At 41.7% G+C, this 18092-nt stretch carries 13 protein-coding genes; 12 read left to right on the forward strand and 1 reads right to left on the reverse strand.

Going from position 1 to position 18092, the window contains the following annotated elements; genetic code table 11:
• Positions 1–185: 185 nt before the first annotated feature.
• The 3 genes from fusA to T344_RS0123020 all read left to right on the forward strand — a co-directional run bounded on the left by fusA (position 186) and on the right by T344_RS0123020 (position 5039).
• Positions 186–2273 (forward strand): elongation factor G, encoded by a 2088-nt coding sequence (gene fusA / locus T344_RS0123010; protein WP_027630651.1) that lies wholly within the window; start codon positions 186–188, stop codon positions 2271–2273.
• A 95-nt stretch (positions 2274–2368) separates the two neighbouring features.
• Positions 2369–3571: an elongation factor Tu gene (gene tuf, locus T344_RS0123015; protein ID WP_027630652.1), complete on the forward strand. Its 1203-nt coding sequence runs from the start codon at positions 2369–2371 to the stop codon at positions 3569–3571.
• Between the two features lie 274 nt (positions 3572–3845).
• A complete protein-coding gene (locus T344_RS0123020; protein ID WP_027630653.1) occupies positions 3846–5039 on the forward strand; it encodes an oxygen-binding di-iron domain-containing protein in 1194 nt (397 codons plus the stop codon).
• A 429-nt stretch (positions 5040–5468) separates the two neighbouring features.
• Here T344_RS0123020 and T344_RS0123025 read toward each other — a convergent pair whose 3' ends face one another.
• Positions 5469–6959 carry a Ppx/GppA phosphatase family protein gene (locus T344_RS0123025; RefSeq protein WP_027630654.1) on the reverse strand — a complete coding sequence of 497 codons (1491 nt, stop codon included), beginning with the start codon at positions 6957–6959 and terminating at the stop codon, positions 5469–5471.
• A gap of 159 nt (positions 6960–7118) precedes the next feature.
• On the opposite strand from T344_RS0123025, the gene T344_RS0123030 reads away from it, so the two are divergent.
• The 9 genes from T344_RS0123030 (at position 7119) to nikC (ending at position 18081) form a co-directional block, all read left to right on the forward strand.
• Complete coding sequence (locus T344_RS0123030; protein ID WP_027630655.1) at positions 7119–8672, forward strand: Ppx/GppA phosphatase family protein; 1554 nt, start codon at positions 7119–7121, stop codon at positions 8670–8672.
• Between the two features lie 23 nt (positions 8673–8695).
• Positions 8696–10771, forward strand: a complete 2076-nt coding sequence (locus T344_RS0123035) for an RNA degradosome polyphosphate kinase (protein WP_027630656.1) — start codon at positions 8696–8698, stop codon at positions 10769–10771.
• Between the two features lie 179 nt (positions 10772–10950).
• Positions 10951–11643, forward strand: a complete 693-nt coding sequence (locus T344_RS0123040; protein ID WP_027630657.1) for an iron-sulfur cluster assembly scaffold protein — start codon at positions 10951–10953, stop codon at positions 11641–11643.
• 21 nt (positions 11644–11664) lie between these two features.
• Positions 11665–12663 carry a GGGtGRT protein gene (locus T344_RS0123045; RefSeq protein ID WP_027630658.1) on the forward strand — a complete coding sequence of 333 codons (999 nt, stop codon included), beginning with the start codon at positions 11665–11667 and terminating at the stop codon, positions 12661–12663.
• 252 nt (positions 12664–12915) lie between these two features.
• Positions 12916–13827: a hypothetical protein gene (locus tag T344_RS0123050; protein WP_154669469.1), complete on the forward strand. Its 912-nt coding sequence runs from the start codon at positions 12916–12918 to the stop codon at positions 13825–13827.
• Positions 13828–13853: 26 nt separating this feature from the next.
• The gene (locus tag T344_RS31975; protein WP_162178052.1) at positions 13854–13973 is read left to right on the forward strand and encodes a cyclic lactone autoinducer peptide; all 120 of its coding nucleotides are present in this window, start codon (positions 13854–13856) and stop codon (positions 13971–13973) included.
• A 470-nt stretch (positions 13974–14443) separates the two neighbouring features.
• Complete coding sequence (locus T344_RS0123060; protein ID WP_027630661.1) at positions 14444–16033, forward strand: ABC transporter substrate-binding protein; 1590 nt, start codon at positions 14444–14446, stop codon at positions 16031–16033.
• 112 nt (positions 16034–16145) lie between these two features.
• On the forward strand, positions 16146–17162 hold the full coding sequence (locus T344_RS0123065; protein WP_027630662.1) for an ABC transporter permease: 1017 nt from the start codon (positions 16146–16148) through the stop codon (positions 17160–17162).
• Between the two features lie 4 nt (positions 17163–17166).
• Positions 17167–18081, forward strand: a complete 915-nt coding sequence (nikC, locus tag T344_RS0123070; protein ID WP_027630663.1) for a nickel transporter permease — start codon at positions 17167–17169, stop codon at positions 18079–18081.
• Positions 18082–18092 lie beyond the last annotated feature (11 nt).

Consider the following 18092-nt stretch of genomic DNA (forward strand, 5'->3'; position numbering starts at 1 on the left):
GGCAGCAGCCTCATTATGCATGTTAAGAATTTGTAAAATTTATATTTTTCTTATACTGCATATTGATAAATGGGGTATTATAAGAAAGAAATGACACAACAAATTAAGACAACAATTGAAGAATTGATAGCAATCTATCGTGGTTGAAAATTATCAATTTGGACTATCGCGAAAGGAGGGTAATCATGCCCAGGCAATTTGACTTGCAACATACAAGAAATATCGGTATAATGGCTCATATAGATGCTGGTAAAACTACAACAACTGAGCGTATACTGTTTTATACAGGCAAAGTTCACAAAATCGGCGAAGTTCATGAAGGTGCTGCTACTATGGACTGGATGGAGCAGGAGCAGGAGAGAGGTATAACCATTACTTCTGCCGCTACTACAGCACAGTGGAAGGGTAACAGAATTAATATTATTGACACGCCGGGGCACGTTGACTTCACTGTTGAAGTTGAAAGATCTCTTCGTGTACTCGATGGTTCAGTAACAGTTTTCTGTGCAAAAGGCGGTGTTGAACCCCAATCTGAAACAGTTTGGAGACAGGCTGACAAGTATGGTGTTCCACGTATGGCATATGTTAACAAAATGGATATTATGGGAGCCGATTTTTACAATGTAATCGGAATGATGAAAGACAGGTTACATTGTAATGCGGTGCCAATACAATTACCAATAGGCAGTGAAGATACTTTCAAAGGTATTGTTGATTTGATTAATATGAAGGCTCTGATCTTTAAAGATGATTTGGGCCAGTTAGTCGAAGAGGCTCCTATCCCTGACGACATGGCTGATGTTGTAAAAAAATATCGTGATCTATTATTAGAATCAGTTGCTGAACAAGATGAAGAGACAATGATGAAATACCTTGAAGGTGAGGAGCTCACTATAGAGGAAATCAAGAAGGGTATCAGAATGGCTACAATTGGCTTGAAAATGATACCTGTTGTATGCGGTTCATCTTACAAAAACAAGGGCGTACAGCAGATGCTGGATGCAGTTGTTGATTTTATGCCTTCTCCGCTTGACATCCCCGCTATAAAGGGTATGTCTGTTGACGGTGAAAATGAAATCGAAAGGCCTGCAGACGACAATGGTCCGTTCTCGGCTCTTGCATTCAAAATCATGACTGACCCTTATGTTGGTAAGCTCTGCTTTTTCAGAGTATACTCAGGTACATTGAACTCAGGTTCATATGTCCTTAACTCAACAAAAGGCAAGAGAGAGAGAATCGGCAGAATTCTTCAAATGCATGCCAACCACAGAGAAGAAATACAGACGGTTTATTCCGGTGATATCGCTGCCGCTGTTGGTCTTAAAGATACAACGACAGGTGATACCCTTTGTGAAGAAGGTAATGCAGTTATTCTTGAATCAATGGAATTCCCGGAACCGGTTATAGAAGTGGCCATTGAGCCTAAGACTAAAGCCGGTCAGGAAAAAATGGGTATTGCGTTGCAGAAGCTTGCGGAAGAAGATCCGACCTTCAGAGTTCATACAGATAGCGAGACCGGCCAAACCATCATTGGTGGTATGGGTGAGCTCCATCTGGACATCATCGTTGACAGAATGATGAGAGAATTCAAGGTTGAAGCAAACGTCGGTAACCCGCAGGTTTCCTATAAGGAAACTATCCGTAAGGCTGTCAAGTCAGAAATGAAGTATGCAAGACAGTCAGGCGGTAAAGGTCAGTACGGTCACTGCGTAATCGAGATTGAACCGAGAGAACCGGGTGAAGGTTACGAATTTGTAAACAAAATCACCGGTGGTGCTATTCCCAAGGAATACATCGCACCAATCGATGCCGGTATACAGGAAGCAATGCAGGCCGGTGTACTTGGCGGATACAACGTAGTTGACGTAAGAGTTACTCTTATTGACGGTTCATACCATGAAGTTGACTCCTCGGAAATGGCGTTTAAGATAGCAGGTTCCATGGCATTTAAAGATGGCTGTAGAAGAGCAAATCCTGTCCTTCTTGAGCCTATCATGAAAGTTGACGTAAACGTTCCTGAGGAATATATGGGAGACGTTATGGGCGGACTCAACTCAAGAAGAGGACGTATTGAAGGTATGGAAGCACGCAGCGGCGCACAGAACATCAGAGCAGTGGTGCCATTGTCTGAAATGTTCGGATACGCTACCGCACTTCGTTCTTCAACACAGGGAAGAGGAACCTTCTCAATGGAAACCAGCCACTTCGAAGAAGTGCCTAAGAGTATCCAGGAAAAGGTTATTGCAGGCAGAAGCGGTAAATCTAATGATTAATTTCATGTTAATTGCAAGAGCTTATGCTTTTGTTAAATAAACCAAAATCTACAAAGTGGCGCAATGCGCCTTTATGAAAGGATGGAGATTTTAAAATGGCTAAGGCTAAATTTGAAAGAACTAAACCCCACGTTAATATCGGAACAATCGGTCACGTTGACCATGGTAAGACTTCCTTGACAGCTGCAATCACCAAGGTATTGGGATTACTTGGAAGAGCTGAATTTAAAGATTATGGTACTATCGACTCCGCTCCTGAAGAGAGAGAAAGAGGTATCACAATCAATACTGCTCACGTTGAGTATGAAACAGAAACAAGACACTATGCTCACGTTGACTGCCCTGGCCACGCCGACTATGTTAAGAACATGATCACCGGTGCTGCTCAGATGGACGGTGCTATCCTCGTTGTTTCAGCTGCTGACGGCCCAATGCCACAGACCAGAGAACATATCCTTCTCGCAGGTCAGGTTGGTGTTCCTTATATAGTAGTATTCCTGAACAAGTGTGATATGGTTGATGACGAAGAACTTATCGAATTGGTTGAGATGGAAGTTAGAGAATTATTGAGCTCCTACGAATTCCCTGGCGATGATACTCCTATCGTTAGAGGATCAGCTCTTGTAGCTCTTGAGTGTACTTCAAAGGAAGTTAGTGCTCCTGAGTATGCACCAATCTTGAAACTCATGGATGAAGTTGACAGATATATCCCGACTCCTGAAAGAGCAACTGACAAGGCATTCATTATGCCTGTCGAGGACGTTTTCTCAATCACAGGCCGTGGAACTGTTGCTACAGGTAGAGTTGAAAGAGGTATCGTAAAGGTTGGAGACGAAGTTGAAATCGTTGGTTTGATGGATGCTCCAAGAAAGACAACCGTTACAGGTGTTGAAATGTTCAGAAAGCTTCTTGATCAGGCTGTTGCCGGTGATAACATCGGTGCTCTCTTAAGAGGTATTCAGAGAACTGATATCGAAAGAGGACAGGTTTTGGCTAAGCCAGGATCAATCAAGCCTCACACTTACTATGAAGGTCAGGTATACGTTCTGACTGCAGCAGAAGGTGGAAGACACAAACCATTCTTCAATGGTTACAGACCACAGTTCTACTTCAGAACAACTGACGTTACAGGTGTTATCGAAATTCCTGAAGGAACTGAAATGGTTATGCCTGGTGACCACATCACTATGAAGATCAAATTGATCACTCCTATCGCTATGGAAGAAGGACTTAAGTTCGCTATCCGTGAAGGTGGAAGAACAGTTGGTGCTGGTAACGTTTCAAAGATAATTGAATAATTTTTGAAATAGCGGCTATAAATTTTAATTAACAATTAAAAGGCAATCTGAAATTTGTATTAACGGTTTCAGATTGTCTTTTATATTTATTTTGATATGGCCACGGGTTTTTTTGACCTTGAATTAATTTTTATTTAAAGGTATAAAATAGACAGGTAAATACAGGCTTTTGTTTAAAGAGGAACAAAAAAGGGTATATAGTTAGACATTGGGCAGTTTGGAAAGCTTATAAGTATTTAATATAATATTTGATTAGATTGAAAGGATGGGTAATATGCTGGAGATAAAAAAGAATATTTATTGGTGCGGCATCAGAGACTGGGGACTGGATGTATTTCATGGACATGAACTGTCTACACATAGAGGTTCTTCTTACAATTCATACCTGATAAAGGATAAGAAGACTGTATTGGTGGATACAGTCTGGGACCCATATAAGGAAAAGTTCGTTGAGGAGCTTGAAAAAGAGGTTGGTCTGTCGAATATAGACGCAATAGTTATAAACCACTCCGAGCCGGATCACGGAGGAAGTCTGGGCCTTATCATGGAAAAAATACCGAACACTCCGATTTACTGCACAAAAAACGGTGCTGAAATTATAAAGAAATATTTCGGCAAGGATTGGAATTTCCAGATAGTCAAGACCGGCGATACTCTTGACCTGGGTGAATATAAGCTGAAGTTCGTAGAGATGCAGATGATCCACTGGCCCGATAGTATGCTGGCGTATGTGGAAGGTGCCAAACTGGTATTGTCAAACGATGCTTTCGGTCAGCATTATGCCGCAATATCAATGTTTAATGATGAGGTTGATGAGTGCGAGCTCTATGAAGAGGCAATTAAATATTACACTAATATACTGTGGCCTTTTAAGCCGTTGATAAAAAAGAAAATAGAGCAGATTTTAGCTTTGAATCTTGATATAGATATGATTGCTCCAAGTCATGGAGTTATCTGGAGAACCAACCCTCTGCAGATAATTAAAAAATATCAGGAATGGTCGGAAACCGATTACAACGAAGGCTATGTAACAATCATATACGATACCATGTATCACTCCACAAAGGCAATGGCAGAAGCCTTCGGAAAAGGTCTTGAAGAGGAAGGCGTCAATTACAGGATATTTAACATAGCAACCAAGGACAAGAGTGACCTGAATGTTGAAATATTTAAAGCCGCTGCTGTGCTCATGGGAAGCTGTACAGTCAACAATACCGTACTTAGACCTACTGCTGCCCTGCTGGAAGAATTAAAGGGCTTAAAAGCCAAAGGAAAGCTTGCTATGGGCTTTGGTTCATACGGCTGGAGCGGAGAGGCCCATAAACTGATAAGTGACAGGCTTGCCGAAGCGGGTATGACAATCTGCGCAGAACCGCTGGGATTTAAATACATGCCCGGTGAGGAAGAACTGCAAAAGTGTGTGGAAGTAGGAAGAGATATAGCAAGGCAGTTGAAAGCAAAAAAATAAAACTCAAAAAAGAGGGGATAAAGGCGTAATGCTTTTATCCTTTTTTATGTAATAAATTAACACGTTGTGCTAATTAATCCAATTCATCTTTACCTGTGTGATTTTTTTATGCCAACTGGTAACTTCCGTACTACCTTCATGAAATAAGGATGCCCCCAAAACAATTACGAAAATTGTATCGTCTCATTTAAAGCGGTTTTGCCGTCGCTCAAACTCGACATCCTGTCTCGATTTGAAGCTCAAAGCAACGTCCTGTTGCTTTGCCGGCAAAACCACTTTACCTTCGTCGACAATTTACCGTAATTGTTTTTAACTGTGCATCTTATTTCATGAAGTTGTACTCACGTACCAGTTGATTCTGATTAAATCTATCTGTAAAGCGAAACAAAATCTCAATTAGCACAACAGGTTAAATTAACCAACAAGCAGTCAATTCCCGCGGAGTATCACAAGCTTCCTGTTAAACAGACGCTTGAAAGTATTTTTGCAATCCAGGGCGGCTGCCATTTCCTGGTCGGCCTTACTTGTGGTTTTGAGCGTCAGCACAACAGAAGCTTCAGTTATGGTGCAGTTTATATTTTCTACATTGCCATTTAACTTCAAATCCAATTTTTCAGAGATTTTAAGCAAAATGCCCAACTGCTGGATGAAATGCACATCTGTTTGGTCAATAAGAGATTTATAAGCCTGAAGGTCTATCTTAAATTCGTCTTTTCTGTGCAGGGCGGCTGCGTAGGCTGCCATAAGCAGTTCTTTATGTGACAAACCGCTTAATCTGGAATTCATAATAATATTAAAAGTGTGTTTATGGTGATCGTAAAAATTTATCTTTATCCCGGAATCATGGAGCAAAGCAGAGGTCTTTATCACTTTGCCGGCATCTGCAGCCTGACAGAACAAGGGTTTCAGCTGGGTGTACAAACTGCTGCAAAGCTTGTGTAGATGACAGGCATGTTTTTGTTCCACATCAAGGTTGACCATGGCATTTTCAAGGGAATAATCCAACACATTCTCAACAGGGGTTTTCTTCCTGAGTATGTTTTCAAACAGCAGGCCCTCTCTGACACCGCTTCCGCTCAAAAAAATATCTTTGGTGCTGCAGAGATTTATAATATACTGTATTGCGGCAATGGGCCCGATAAATATGTCGGCTCTGTCATTTGACAGGCCCTTTATTTTTTTCAGCTTTCCTGACAATAAATCAATGGTAATAAAGTGTATCTCCTGTATATCGGTATCACTAAGCCGGTAATTGTGTACGTTGTCAATGGGATAGTCCTTACGTTTTCTGTCGATTTTACCGATGTTTCTGAAGGTTCCCCCTATACCTATGACTGGAAGCCCTTTAGCCTGATAAATCCAGGGGATATCGGCCGTTATTCTGCCGAAGGCATGGGTAAATCCTGCAGGATTGTTTAAATACATTTCGGTTAAGGATATTGAGCCGTAGGGTATGCTTATTGAATATTCTATTTCTCTGGCTTTAACCAGTATCAGCTCCATACTGCTCCCGCCGATGTCCATCATCAGGCAGTCCGCAATTTCCATGCTGTTTATAACTCCCGCATAGTCGTAATAGGCCTCTTCTTCTCCCGAAAGTACCCTTACCTCCACACCGGCACGGGAGCGGACAAGCTCCAGAAAAGCGTTTTGGTTGGAGGCTCGTCTGACAGCTTCAGTTGCAACAGCAATTATATTTTGTACACAGTAGGAGTCACAGATTGCTTTAAAACTGATGACAGTATCTACGGCTTTATTCATTCTGAGGGGATCAAGACTGCTGCCGGCCCCCATATCCTTGCCGAGACGCACGGATTCCTTAAGCTCATATAATATTCTAAAATATTTATCACATTTTATTTCAACAATAATCAACCTTACAGAGTTGGAACCTATATCTATAATGCCTGTTCTGGTCATAAGTGCTCCTTTATTATCAGCTGGATGTTCTACACAATTTTAACACAAATCCTGAATTTCATGTTAAAAATTCAGTGTTAACTTTAAGTTAATACTGTTGTTGGTAATTGTCATATATTGTAGAATTTGAATATGGAACATATGCGGGAGGGGTTATATTTGTCTGAAAAATACAGTACCATAGCGGCAATTGATATAGGATCCAATAAAATCAGCATGACCATGGCTGAAATCTCTCCGGGCGGTAAAGTAAAGTTTATTGAGGATGTAAAAATATCATCCTCAATTGGCAAGGATACCTTTAACGACGGCAGGATATCGGCAGGGACCATTTATGAAACCTGTGAGATACTGAAAAAATTTACTCTTCTGATGAAGGACTACGGAATAGAAAAGCATGTGGCTATTGCAACTAGCGGGTTAAGGGAAGCGGAAAACAGTGAGTATATAATAGATCAAATCGGTATAAAGACAGGAATCAGGGTTGAGATAATCAATAATGCACAGGAGAGGTATTATAGCTATCTGGCTTTAAAAAATAAACTGAATGAGAAAAAATATCTTCATAACAAACCGGTTCTGGTTGTCAACATCTCCTCAGGGGGAGTGGAAGTGTCGGTGCAGAGAAACGGCAGGCTGATTTTTACCGAATATCTGAAGCTGGGCTCCCTCAGATTGAGAGAAATGCTGGCAGGCCTGGAGTCAATGTCTATTGACTATCCCAGGATAATGGAAGAATTTATTGAGAGCAAGCTTTACTTGATAAAGAGCAGCATAAGGAGCATGAAAATAAGGAATTTCATTGGTCTTGGCGGAGAGATGCAAACCATACTCGGCATCATTCAAAAGGATATATCACTTGCCGGGGAAGAGGTTCCCCAGATAAAGACCGGTGTAGTGACCGATTTGTATAATAAGCTGAAAGGCATGAGTATAAATCAGATTACCGATTTTTATGATATAAGCAGAGGAGAAGCTGAAATATTACTGCCCACTGTGATTCTTTTCAATTCCTTCATAAAGATGACCAAAGCGGAAGAAATACTGGCACCGGCTGCTTCCCACAGGTACGGGCTCTTATACGATATTGCCGACAGAAGTACTTCCGGCGGAGGCAGTTCCAATTCCAATATAATAAATGCAGTGTGGAAAATTGCAAAAAAATACGGTGTGGATAAAAAACATGCGTCATATGTTGTTAAAACAGCACTTTCCATTTTTGATCAAAGCCTTGAAACCAGCAAACTTGATATAAAAGACCGGCTGTATCTGCAAATAGCAGCCATCCTTCATGATGCCGGGAATTATGCCGGATTTACCAGGCATGAGAAGCAGACCTACAACATTATAAAAATGCAGAGTATTCTTGGAATTTCAGACGAAGAGCAGAGAATTATAGCAAATGTCGCTTATTACCACACATCAAAAATTCCGTCCAGGCTCCATAAGAACTATGTAGATCTCAATGATAAAGATAAGATCAGAGTGGCAAAGCTATCGGCCATACTAAAATTTGCCGAATCGATGGACAGCTCCCACACACAAAAAATCAAAAGCCTGAAAATAAGTAAAGATAATGATCTGCTCACGTTTTATGTATATTCTGCCAGGGACATTCAGCTGGAAAAATGGTCGGTTGAAGAAAATGTTGATTATTTCGAAGAGGTTATGGGCATAAAGCCATATATACAAATAGTTAACAGTGACAATTAATTAAGCGTATAAATGGAGGCAATATGACAAGTCAATGTGTTCAAAGTAAATATATAAACAGGGAATTAAGCTGGCTGGAGTTTAACAGGAAGGTGTTTGATGAGGCGCAGGATCTTACAAATCCTTTGTTGGAGAGACTGAAGTTTCTGGTGATAGCATGTGCGAATCTTGATGAATTCTTTATGGTCAGAGTTGCGCCTCTTTATGAGCAGGTAATTGCAGGCCTGGACAAGACCGATCCTTCGGGACTGACACCCGGCGGGCAGCTGGACAGGGTATTGGCCAGAACACAGGACATGTTTTCGGATATTTACCGCTGTTACAATAGTTTACTTTTGCCTGAAATGAAAAGTCAGGGAATAATACTGGCCAAACCGGCGGATTTAACCGACAGTCAGAAGGCTTTCATAGATGTCTATTACCAAAAAAACGTGTATCCGGTTTTAACTCCAATGGTGGTTGATCAGGGCAGACCCTTTCCCCTGATTTTAAATAAGACACTGAACATTGCCATCCTTGTGCAGGATAAGGAGGACTCGGAAGGAGAACCGCTGTTTGCCACCGTCCAGGTTCCGTCGGTCCTCAACAGGCTGATAGAATTACCCGCAGCAGATGAGAACAAGTATTTCATTTTGCTTGAGGACATGATCAGGATGAAGCTGGATTCCCTGTTTACAGGACATAATGTAATATCCTCCAGCTGTTACAGGATAACCAGGAATGCCGATCTTACACTGGATGAGGAGGAGTCGGAGGACTTGCTGAGCACAATAGAGGATTCCCTGAAGCAAAGAAAATGGGGCGCGGCGGCAAGGCTGGAAGTGGAACAGGACATAGAGGAAAACCTTTTGAAAATACTGGAGGAGGAAATAGAGGTAAGCCGGGATAAACTGTTCGCTGTGGACGGGCCTGTGGATCTTACGTTATTAATGAAGGTTTATGAGATAAAAAACTTTGACAACTTAAGATATGTACCCAGGCCTCCGGTGCATAATGAGGATTTTGAAAATTGCGAGGATATCTTTGAGCTGATAGCCAAAAAGGATGTCCTGGTCCATCATCCCTATGAAGCGTTTGATCCCATAATAGAATTGATAAGACAGGCCGCAACTGATCCGGATGTTCTGGCCATAAAACAGACTTTGTACAGGGTAAGCGGAAAATCCCCAATTATTGATGAATTGATAAGGGCGGCCGAACAGGGTAAACAGGTCACGGTACTTGTAGAACTGAAGGCCAGGTTTGATGAGCACAATAACATAATATGGGCAAAGCGCCTGGAAAAGGCGGGCTGTCACGTCATATACGGGCTTGTGGGGCTGAAAACCCATTGTAAGGTCTTATTGATAGTGAGGCGGGAGGAAAACGAATTAAAAAGATATGTTCACATGGGCACTGGCAACTATAATGATGTGACTGCAAAAATTTATACCGATTTGGGTCTTTTTACCTCCAACCCATATATGGGGGCCGATGCTTCGGCTCTATTCAATATGCTTTCAGGTTATTCAAAGCCCACGAACCTTTTTAAAACGGCAATATCCCCTCTGAATATGCGTGATAAATTTATGAGATTGATTAAAAAAGAAGAGGAGAATGCCGCAAGAGGCCAAAAGGCCAGAATTATTGCAAAAATGAATTCTCTTGTTGATGAAGGAATAATAAATGCACTTTACAGTGCCTCCTGTGCAGGTGTACAAATAGATCTCATTGTGAGGGGAATATGTTGTCTGAGACCGGGGCTTCCGGGAGTATCGGAAAATATCAGGGTGATGAGCATTGTCGGCAGGTATCTGGAACACAGCCGGATATACTACTTTTACAGTGGAGGCGCCCAACTTGTCTTTCTTTCCAGTGCCGACTGGATGACCAGAAATCTTGACAGGAGGGTTGAGCTTCTGTTTCCGGTGGAAAGTGAAGAGGCCAGGGAAAAGGTATTGAAGATTGTTCAGCTGTGCTTGAAGGATAATGTGAAGGTCAGGGTTTTAAATCCGGACGGTGGCTATACAAAGGTCAATGCAATCAATGGAGAGGACAGGTGTGACAGCCAGCAGATTTTCTGCAGCATGGCTGAAACAAAGCCGGAATACCGGGCTTGAGCTGTAATTGACTTAGAAATAAAACAATATAGTAGATTTTTTAACGAAAAACTACTTACAAATAAAATAATTATGGTATAATAAATGCTGGTATTTAACAGCAAATAACACCATTAAAAATGGCTAAAAATGGCTAATGAATTAAAATTTTAAAATAGTTATGTGAAGGGGGAACTCAAATGAATTACTCACATGAAGTAGAAAATATGTGTGTTGTTAAAAAGGGTCCAGATCATGGTCCTGCGCCAATACCTGAAGAGGGTAGGTGGGTAAAAGCAAAAGAAATCAAAGACATTTCAGGATTGTCACACGGTATAGGCTGGTGTGCACCTCAACAGGGAACCTGTAAGTTAACTTTGAATGTCAAGGATGGTATCATCGAAGAATCATTGGTTGAAACAATCGGTTGTTCAGGTATGACCCATTCGGCAGCTATGGCAGCTGAAATTTTGCAAGGTAAAACTATTCTTGAAGCTTTGAATACCGACCTTGTTTGCGATGCTATAAATGTTGCAATGAGAGAAATATTCAAGCAGTTGGCATATGGCAGAACTCAGTCGGCTTTCTCGGAAGGCGGTCTTCCAGTAGGCGCAGGTCTTGAAGATCTGGGCAAGGGCTTGCGTTCACAGGTGGGAACAATGTTTGCAACAAAGGCCAAGGGTGTCAGATACCTTGAAATGGCCGAAGGTTACATATTGAACATCGGACTGGACAGCGACAATGAAATAATCGGGTACAAGTTTGTACACCTTGGAAAAATGATGGATATGATCAAAAAGGGTGTAGATCCCAAGGAAGCTTATGAGAAGAACATAAGCACATACGGAAGATTTGCCGAAGCGGTTAAAGTAATTGATCCAAGACACGAATAATTAAAGAGAGAGGTGAATACTGTGGTTAGATTTGAAGGTTATGAAAGAAGAATAGCTCAAATAGAAAAATGTTTAGCCGAGTACGGATTTAAGAGCCTTGAAGAGGTTAAGGATGTCTGTACTGCCAGAGGTATAGATGTGGATGCAATTGTCAGAGGAATACAGCCGATAGCATTTGAAAATGCAGTATGGGCTTATACTCTTGGTTGCGGTATAGCAATTAAAAAAGGCGTAAAGACAGCTGCCGAAGCTGCAGAAGCAATAGGACTCGGATTGCAGGCTTTCTGTATTCCCGGCTCGGTTGCCGACTCAAGAAAAGTTGGTATAGGCCACGGAAATCTTGCAGCAATGCTTCTTAAAGAAGAAACCAAATGCTTCTGCTTCCTTGCAGGACATGAATCCTTTGCGGCCGCAGAAGGTGCTATCGGCATAGCAAAGACAGCCAACAAGGTAAGAAAGGAACCGCTCCAGGTTATATTGAACGGACTTGGTAAGGATGCCGCTTACATAATTTCAAGGGTAAACGGTTTTACATATGTTGAAACAGACTACGATTTCTCAAACAACACCTTGAACGTTGTCAGGACAAAGGCTTATTCTAACGGAGACAAGGCAAAGGTTAGAGTATACGGTGCAAATGACGTGCTTGAAGGCGTAGCTATAATGATAAAGGAAAACGTTGATGTTTCCATCACCGGTAACTCAACCAACCCGACCAGATTCCAGCACCTGGTTGCAGGAACTTACAAGAAGTGGTCCCATGAAAACGGAAAGAACTACTTCTCAGTTGCATCAGGCGGAGGAACAGGAAGAACCCTGCATCCTGACAACATGGCTGCAGGTCCTGCTTCATACGGTCTGACCGACTCAATGGGCAGAATGCACGGTGATGCCCAGTTTGCCGGTTCATCTTCGGTTCCTGCCCACGTTGAAATGATGGGCCTTATCGGTGCCGGAAACAACCCGATGGTTGGTATGACGGTTGCCGTTGCAGTTGCTGTGGAAGAAACCGCTAAATAAGAGGTTTTATAAAGATTCATACGAGATTATAAAAAAACAATGTACGTCATTTTGGAGATATTATGACGTGCATTGTTTTTTTATGGACTTTTTAATTGTATAAAGGCAATATACTCTATTTACAAAAGCCAGTATTTGTATTAAAATGTATAATGATTTGAAAAATTTACATAAATTAGCAATGGGTTTATTGAATAAGGAGTATAAATGTTTGACACTTTACTACAACACAGCATATTTCAGAAAGTCATAATGAATACATTATTGGTCTCTATTCCGGAAGAATTTTACTTTGTAATGTTTGTATTAATACTGGTAGGGGAATTTGAATACTGGAAGGAACCGGGCTGTAAAAGGCTTATAAATAAGTTTGACTATTTCAGAGTATTCCTTCCCACCGGTGTTGTTGCTCTATTATCCAATATTCTCAGATATAACGGTTTAGAAGGTGGAATATATCAATTCATACCTCCTGTAGTGCTTTACATACTGATAGTATTAACCAATGACATTTTTGGGGATGCAAGTTGTATGAAATGGATGGGAAAAGCCTTTATATTCCTATTGATCGGTTTTATTTCAATCGGGTTGTCGGAATTTATTTATATGCCGTTTGTACTGTACAGCACCGGACTCACTATGGAGGAGATATGCAATGACTTCAGACTTTACTTCGGGTTGTCCCTGCCGGCAAGAGTGCTGCAGTATTCAATACTTTTATACTTTGTATGCAGGAAAAGAACTTTGCTGAAAGGACAGATGTTCAAGCATATCTTTTCAAATACTAAACTATCAATCATATTCTCTTTGTTTGGGGTATTTAATATAGCGTTCATGTTCGTAATGTATAAGGCCGTTGTGTATGATAAAGCTCTTGTGGCTATTCCACTGGCTACACAATTTGTTGTCGTTATCGGTATAGTCCTGTTTCCCATTGCGAATATAATAAGTTTGCTGTTGAGCTCCTATTATATCAGAAATTTGGAGGTTAATGACAAAAAGGGCGCCACTGATAAGCTGGAAAGCTTATATAAAGAAATTCAATTGTATACAAATAATGGAGAATATGATAATATTATGTGGAAATTGAATGAATTTGGCATAGGCATTAAGGAAGTATCAAATAGTCTGTATAAAGGTAATACAACAGACTACCGTAGGTAAGTTTAAGAGTATAAGGAGGGATGACAATGAAGATATTCTTTTATAGCATCTTATCAAGTCTTTTGTATATTATAGTATTGTTGTTTGGAGTAAAGCCAGCTTGCATGTGGGGGTTCCACCAGCCAAGAGTACCAAAGATCCAATAGGTATTAACCGTACCCTTGATGCCTATACCAATTTAATACAGGCTTTATATTTTGCCATGTTTTTTGTTCGGGATATAAAGGGAGAACCTTATGCAGTTAATTGCGGGGTTCTCTTTTTATATGGAGAATATAGGGCGGCCCAAAACGAAAAAATCGTATCTTGTGGGCTGACGTGCGGAAAAATAATGCATGGTCAAAAAGCTTGAAGGTTTAAACCTGTTAATATGCAAAAGTTAAGATGAATTGCGGTTTCAAGACGCTATAATACGTGTATTTTGAGTTATATATCCCAAAGTATTTTTAAAAATGATATTTTTATATTGAAAGCCTGCAAAAATAATGATAAAATTATCTTAATTTAAGCAAGGACGCTTAACATTCTTATGTTAAGCGTTTTTAATTATGTTTTAGCACGCTACAGTGTTAGAAGAGAAACATGCTAGATAAAATAATGAAAAGAGGGATTTATCATGAAAGGAAACAAAAGAGTATTAGCTCTGGCTTTATCGGCTGTTTTGACCCTGACCGGTCTGGCTGGCTGCGGACAGAGCGATAAATCTGCCGGTTCAACGGCGGGTGCATCAGGCGGGGGCGCCAAGAGTAGAGCGCAGGACACAATCATTTATGCACAGGGTGCAGATCCGAGAGGACTTGATCCTGCACTTGTGGATGACGGTGAATCAGGAAAGGTCATAGTAAACATTTATGAAGGACTTTTAAAGTATAGCAAGGATTCGACACAAATCGAACCTTCTCTCGCAGAAAAATGGGATATAAGCGATGACGGACTTACATATACCTTCTATCTCAGGAAGGGTGTCAAATTCCAGGATGGAACTGATTTTAATGCCGAAGCGGTGAAAATAAATATTGACCGCCAGCTGCCGCCAAAGGTTACCGAAGATATGGTTTATGCAGGTTTCGTATTTGGTTCGGTAAAAGATGTTGAGGTTGTTGATGACTTGACTGTTAAAATCAACCTGACAGCTCCAAGCACACCATTCCTTAACAATCTTGCCATGTGTATGGGTGCGCCTATGATAAGTCCGAAGGCGCTGGAGGAGAACGGCAACAATGTAAACGAACATCCGGTCGGAACAGGCCCATACACCTTTGTAAGCTGGACAAAGGGTCAGAACATAGTTCTGAAGCGCAATGACAATTACTGGGGTGAAAAGGCTGTAACTACCAATGTCATATTCAAGTTTATCCCTGATAATTCGGCAAGAGTTGTTGCACTTAACAACGGAGAAGCCGATATCATCGACGGAATCGATGCAACAGTAGTACAGCAGATCGAGGGTTCGGGAAACAAGATATATAAGGCACAGGGCATGAACATAAACTATTTGGCCTACAATACAACCAAAGCTCCTTTTAATGATGTAAAGGTACGTACTGCAATTTCACAGGCCATTAATGTTCCCGAGCTGGTGCAGAGCTTATACCAGGGTTATGCAGAGCCTGCGACGTCAGTACTTCCAACCTTTATACCGGGATATGATGCAAGCATAGCACAGGTTGCCTTTGACCAGGCTGCCGCCAAAGCAGCGCTTGCCGGTGCGGGTGTCAGCAAGCTGCATATAATCACATACACAAACCCAAGGCCTTACAATACGGCTAATGGCCAGGCTCTTGCCGAAGCAATCCAGGGTTACCTCAAGAATGTTGGTGTAACTGCAACAATTGATGCGTTTGACTGGACAACCTACAAGGAAAAGGTTAAAGCGGGAGATTATGATATCTGTTTCTATGGCTGGATAGGCGATAACGGTGATCCGGACAACTTCATGAACCTGATGGCCGACAAAGATCCAAGAATGAATGTTGCACGTTATGACAACGCGGCATACAAGGAGTTGATAGCAAAGGGACTCACCATACCAAACGGTGACGAACGTAACAAGGTTTACACCGACCTTGAAAAAATGGCTGCAAAAGAAGCTGTTTGGCTTCCAATATCTCATGCTACGACGCTTGTTGGTTACAGGAGCAATGTAAAGGACTTCAACTACCATACTACCGGAGTTATATTCCTTTCCGAAGCTTCCAAAGACTAATTGGGTTATATTTGTAACTGACACAATTTTGTGCGTATATGCTGCCAGAAGTGTGACCTTGCACTTCTGGCAGATATTATTTTGCAAAGATATTAGGGAAAGGTTGTTAAAGATGTTAAAATATATAGTCAAACGTATACTTATGCTGATTCCGGTACTTCTTGGAGTCTCTGTCATAGTATTCCTTATAATGCGTGTATTTTCTCCAGACCCGGCTCCCATTGTCCTGGGACAGCATGCGACAGCCGAAACGGTAGAAAAATGGCGTGAAGCAAACGGCTTGAATTCTCCCATATATATTCAATATTTTGATTTTATCAAAGGTGCTGTTACCGGAGATTTCGGAACCTCCTATTACACCAAGACTCCGGTAATGAAAGAAATAATGTCGCGTTTCCCGGCTACAATAGAACTTGCAATAGCAGCAATTATACTGGCATCAATAATAGGTATCCTGATTGGTGCCATTTCAGCTGTAAAGAAAAATTCTATTTTTGACAATTCCGGAATGATTCTTGCATTGATCGGTGTGTCCATGCCCATATTCTGGCTCGGTATACTGCTCATAATCCTGTTCTCGGGCATACTGCACATATTGCCCTCGGGAAGTAGAATTGATCCGCTGCTGCAGCCATATGGCGGTACAGGCTTCTACATGATTGACACCTTGGTTTCAGGTGACATGGAAGCCTTTGTTGATGCCGTAAAGCATCTGGTGCTGCCTGCTCTGGCTCTTGGTATGTATTCCATGGCCATCATAACAAGAATGACCCGCTCCAGCATGCTGGACACCTTGAACCAGGATTATATCCGCACTGCCAGGGCTAAGGGCATAAAAGACGGCAGAGTGATCACCCACCATGCGCTCCGGAATGCAATGATACCGGTTACCACTGTTATCGGTCTGCAGCTGGGCTCACTTCTGGGCGGAGCAGTGCTCACCGAGACTGTTTTCTCATGGCCGGGCATTGGGCATTACACTGTTGAATGCATACTGAAATCGGATTTTCCCGTAGTTCAGGGAATTGTATTGCTGATTGCATGTATTTTTGTGTTGATCAATCTTGTAGTAGATATTTTCTATGCATTTCTTGATCCAAGAATTAAATTTTCCAAGAAGGAGGCTTAACTTTATGAAACTTAAAGATTTAAAAGCAGACGTTGAAGAAAATTCATTACAGCAAGCCCTTCCTCTTGAAAAACCGGAATCCCGGCTCAAGGAAATGTGGGAGGCCCTGCGTGAAAATAATGCTGCCGTAGTTGGCTTGTGTATTATACTTTTTCTTATTCTGGTTGCCATATTGGCGCCGTTGATAATGCCTTACGATCCAAACCTGTCCGACATGAGCAAGAGCTTTTTAAAGCCGGGTCCGGACCATTGGTTCGGCACCGACCAGCTGGGCCGTGATATTTTAAGCAGGATAATATCAGGTGCCAGAATATCTCTTACCGTTGGCTTGAGTGCTGTGGTCATATCACTTACCATAGGTGTTGTACTTGGCTCCATAGCAGGTTACTTTGGAGGCAAGGCAGATATAATCATCATGCGTTTTATGGATATGATGCTGGCCATTCCTTCCATTCTCCTTGCAATAGCCTTTATGGCCGCCCTTGGAAAGGGAATTGACAAAGCGGTTATTGCAATAGGGCTTGTTTCAATTCCCGAATACGCACGTATAGTGCGGGGAAGTATCCTTTCGGTAAAAGAGAATGACTATGTACAGGCGGCACGGGTTATCGGCAACAAGAACAGCAGAATAATTTTTAAACATATTCTGCCGAATGTACTTTCTTCCATTGTTGTAAGAGCAACACTTGGAATCTCCACTGCAGTACTGGACACTGCCGCCCTCGGATTTTTGGGCCTTGGAGTACAGCCGCCTGTTGCGGAGTGGGGCGATATGCTGGGACGTGCAAGGGGCTTCATTTTTACAGCACCGTATACCCTCATTTTTCCGGGCCTGGCAATTACAATCACAGTATTGGCATTCAATCTTTTGGGCGACGGTTTGAGAGATGCTCTTGATCCGAAATCCAGAAAGAATTAAGGTGGTGCAGA

This window comes from Ruminiclostridium cellobioparum DSM 1351 = ATCC 15832 (assembly GCF_000621505.1).
Taxonomy (GTDB): Bacteria; Bacillota; Clostridia; order Acetivibrionales; family DSM-1351; genus Ruminiclostridium; species Ruminiclostridium cellobioparum.